The sequence below is a fragment of the Enterococcus sp. 7E2_DIV0204 genome, assembly GCF_002140855.1.
GTDB lineage: Bacteria > Bacillota > Bacilli > Lactobacillales > Enterococcaceae > Enterococcus_L > Enterococcus_L lemimoniae.
The window spans coordinates 8866-9470 of the sequence record NZ_NGKY01000008.1 but is presented as its reverse complement, the minus strand read 5'-3'; the positions used below and the strand labels follow the sequence as shown (position 1 = coordinate 9470).

Here is a 605-nt window from a genome sequence, read left to right as displayed (position 1 = left end):
TTTTGTTGTTCGTTTGTTCGTTAACTTGTCAAAGTGAATAGGAGAGGAGCTGTCTCTTATACACATCTAGATGTGTATAAGAGAACCGAATTAGATCGATTAGGCAGGAATAATAAAGAGCTTACGGAAACAATGGATTTATTGAGAACCAACGGTGTAACGGTTGAGATTCTAAACCTACCTTCTTTTAAGGATATCAAAGATGAAAACTTACGGCAACTACTTAATAATTTAATTCTTGAGTTATATAAGTATCAGGCAGAAAGTGAACGGCGATCGATCAGAGAGCGGCAACGTCAAGGGATAGAAATTGCAAAGAAGAACGGTGTGTATAAAGGAAAACCTGTAATATATACAAAAGATACAAAAGATCCACAAAAAAAACTTGTTTATTTAAAAGTTGTTGAGCTGTTGGAGAAAGGAGTATCCAAGACAGAAATTTCTAGAAAAACAGGAATTTCTCGACCTACGATTTATGGGATAGAAAAAAAGTATAAAGAGAATTAAACCTGTTTTCAAAAGTTATTAGGGAGGGTACTAGTGCTGAAGTTGATCAAAAATATTAAGTCTAATAAATTTTTCAATAGAAGATATAATAAAGGGCG

Annotated in this window: 1 protein-coding gene; it reads left to right on the top strand. The window is 33.4% G+C overall.

From position 1 onward, the window contains the following. Nucleotides 1-33 precede the first annotated feature (33 nt). Nucleotides 34-507, top strand: a complete 474-nt coding sequence (locus A5819_RS18830) for a recombinase family protein (RefSeq protein WP_086353112.1) — start codon at nt 34-36, stop codon at nt 505-507. The last annotated feature ends 98 nt before the right edge of the window (nt 508-605 follow it).